The following is a 2536-nucleotide window of genomic DNA, read 5'->3' as shown; positions in this document are numbered from 1 at the left end:
GTACGGAACGGTATTCCAGATGACCAATAGCAAAATTAAAATATGCATCGATTGCACCTGTATAAATTACTCTGTCTGCTATTGAATCATATTCATCCTTCTGCTGAAGATAATCCTCCCCAAGTCGAACTTCTATTCCTTTTAACATATTATCAACCATTTTGGTATATCCACCAATCGGAATGCCCTGATAAAGCGCATTAAAATAATTATTATCATATGTCAGACGAACCGGAAGACGCTTGATAATAAAAGCCGGAAGTTCCCGACAACTGCGTCCCCACTGTTTTTCTGTATATCCTTTAATAAGCTTTTCAAAAATATCCTTGCCTACAAGAGAAATTGCCTGCTCTTCAAGATTTTCAGGATTTGTAATACCTGCCTCTTTTTTCTGTTCCTCAATTTTAGCAGCTGCCTCTTCCGGAGTTACCACTCCCCACATCTTATTAAAAGTATACATATTAAACGGAAGAGAGTATAACTCGCCGTGATAATTGGCTACAGGACTGTTTGTAAAACGATTAAATTCAGCAAATTGATTGACATACTCCCATACCTTTTTGTTATTTGTGTGGAAAATATGCGCTCCATATTTATGAACATGAATTCCTTCTATTTTTTCAGTGTATACATTTCCTGCAATATTGTCTCTCTTATCAATCACTAAAACTGATTTACCGGCTTTTTTTGCTTCATGAGCAAAGACAGCTCCATACAATCCGGCTCCAACTACTAAATAATCATATTTATTCTGCATGATCTGCCACTTGTCCTTTCTACAGACAGTAAAAATATCTGAATTATTTTTTACCCATTCTTCTGATAAATTTTTTGATCTTAATAGGAATATACATTACTATACGCCCTACTTTCATTGTGGTAGAATTTTCCAGTTCAGCAACACGTCTTTCCAGATTTGTTGTTCCACTAACACATTCCAAATGATAGAAAGCTTCCGGATTTGCCATCAGCATATCAAGACGTTTTCGGTTCATGTCACTAAACAGGCTTTTATCCAATTCATGATCTGATTCTGCCTGCCTCATTTCCTGACTAATATCAAGAATATACTGATGTTTAAATTTAACGTTTATTCTGTTTAATGTAAACATATAGTTATTGAATTTTTTCCATGTATAGTAATACTTAAATCTATTCCACAATTCAGTATTTCCTGACAGTATTTCTTTAATATACTTATATTCTTCATTCATACAGTAAACCTTTTCCGGACTATTTACTGAAGAATTTGGATTATCTCTTCTGTTCATATAATATGGTATATCTAAGATCATAGCACGTTTTGCATAACAGAACGTCTGAATCCAAAAACCATTATCCTGAAAAGACGCACCCGGGGTTTCATGGTGACGTATATGGTTTTCTCTTAAAAACTCATTTTTATATATTCCACTCCAGGTATTCATAACATATGTCAATGCTTCAGGCTCCATACTGGGATTAAAAACAACATTATATTTTTCTTTCATTCCGGTTAAATGATTGTAGGTCAGCTGCATATTTCCATTTGCAGCAGTAACAAAGCGATAAAAATCAGCCTTTACAAAGTCAAGTTCATATTCTTTGGCTTTTAAATAAAGATCTTCAAACATATTTAACGGTACATAATCGTCAGGCTCTACTATACCGACATATTCACCGGTAGCTTTGTCCAGACCAATATTCATCCCAATACCATATCCCTCATTTTTTTTATCAACAACAATAATCCGGGCATCTGCGGCTGCATATGTTTTAAGAATTTCCATTGATCTGTCTGTTGATCCATCATTAATACATATAATTTCAATATCTTCCAAAGTCTGTCTGACCACACTCTCCAGACATTCTTCCAGATAGTCTTCAACGTTATAAATAGGAACCACGATCGACACTTTGGGAATATCAGATTTCACCTGAAGATACTTGTTTTGTAAAAATTGTCTCTTTTCCATTCTGGATCCGTTTTTAATCATAAACTCGTCAAAATCACTCATACTAATCTCCCGAAAAATTTTATAGTTATTCTTATTGTAATTATAAAAATATTCCTCGTTTTTCCCTTCAATTCCCAGCTTTTTAAATCCGTCTTTTTTCAGTTCATCAAAAACAGCTTTTTTTGCCTGCACATCTCCTATTGAATTCATATTATAAATACAACCTGCTAAAGCTTTATTCACATAACTGCGTTCAACAGCAGAATAAAAATTATTTTTTTCAAGAAAATCTTTTACCGCATAAAATGCCGTCAAAAAATCCAATGGGAATTTATAGTTTGTTGCCTGACAATTATTTGACATTCCAATCCGATAATAAACCAATTTCTTTTCTAAAAGAGTAATCCTGTCCGCAAGCATCATGCAGGATGCCACAAAAAGGAAATCATTTGTTCTGAAAATCTCCTGAAATTTAATATGATATTTCTTTACAAGCTCATGACTAATCAGCTTATTCCATGCCCAGTTTTGAAATGAATCTAATATATGATCCGGCATATCCTTATAACAAAATACATCTTTTCTGGGTGCATTCTCTT

2 protein-coding genes are annotated in these 2536 nt (G+C 33.8%); both read right to left on the bottom strand.

All coding sequences use genetic code 11. The annotated features are described in order from the left end of the window. The coding region (locus tag QVP40_RS02625) for a UDP-galactopyranose/dTDP-fucopyranose mutase family protein (RefSeq protein ID WP_288200258.1) at window positions 1-757 on the bottom strand (757 nt) is incomplete at its 3' end. Window positions 758-800: 43 nt separating this feature from the next. After that, a partial coding sequence (locus QVP40_RS02620) for a glycosyltransferase family 2 protein (RefSeq protein ID WP_288200257.1) occupies window positions 801-2536 on the bottom strand: 1736 nt, incomplete at its 5' end.

Origin of the sequence: Blautia sp. CAG:257 (assembly GCF_000433815.1) — a bacterium.
Lineage (GTDB): Bacteria > Bacillota > Clostridia > Lachnospirales > Lachnospiraceae > Blautia_A > Blautia_A caecimuris.
The sequence above is the reverse complement of the archived record's forward strand: the minus strand, read 5'-3'. Positions and strand labels throughout refer to the sequence as shown.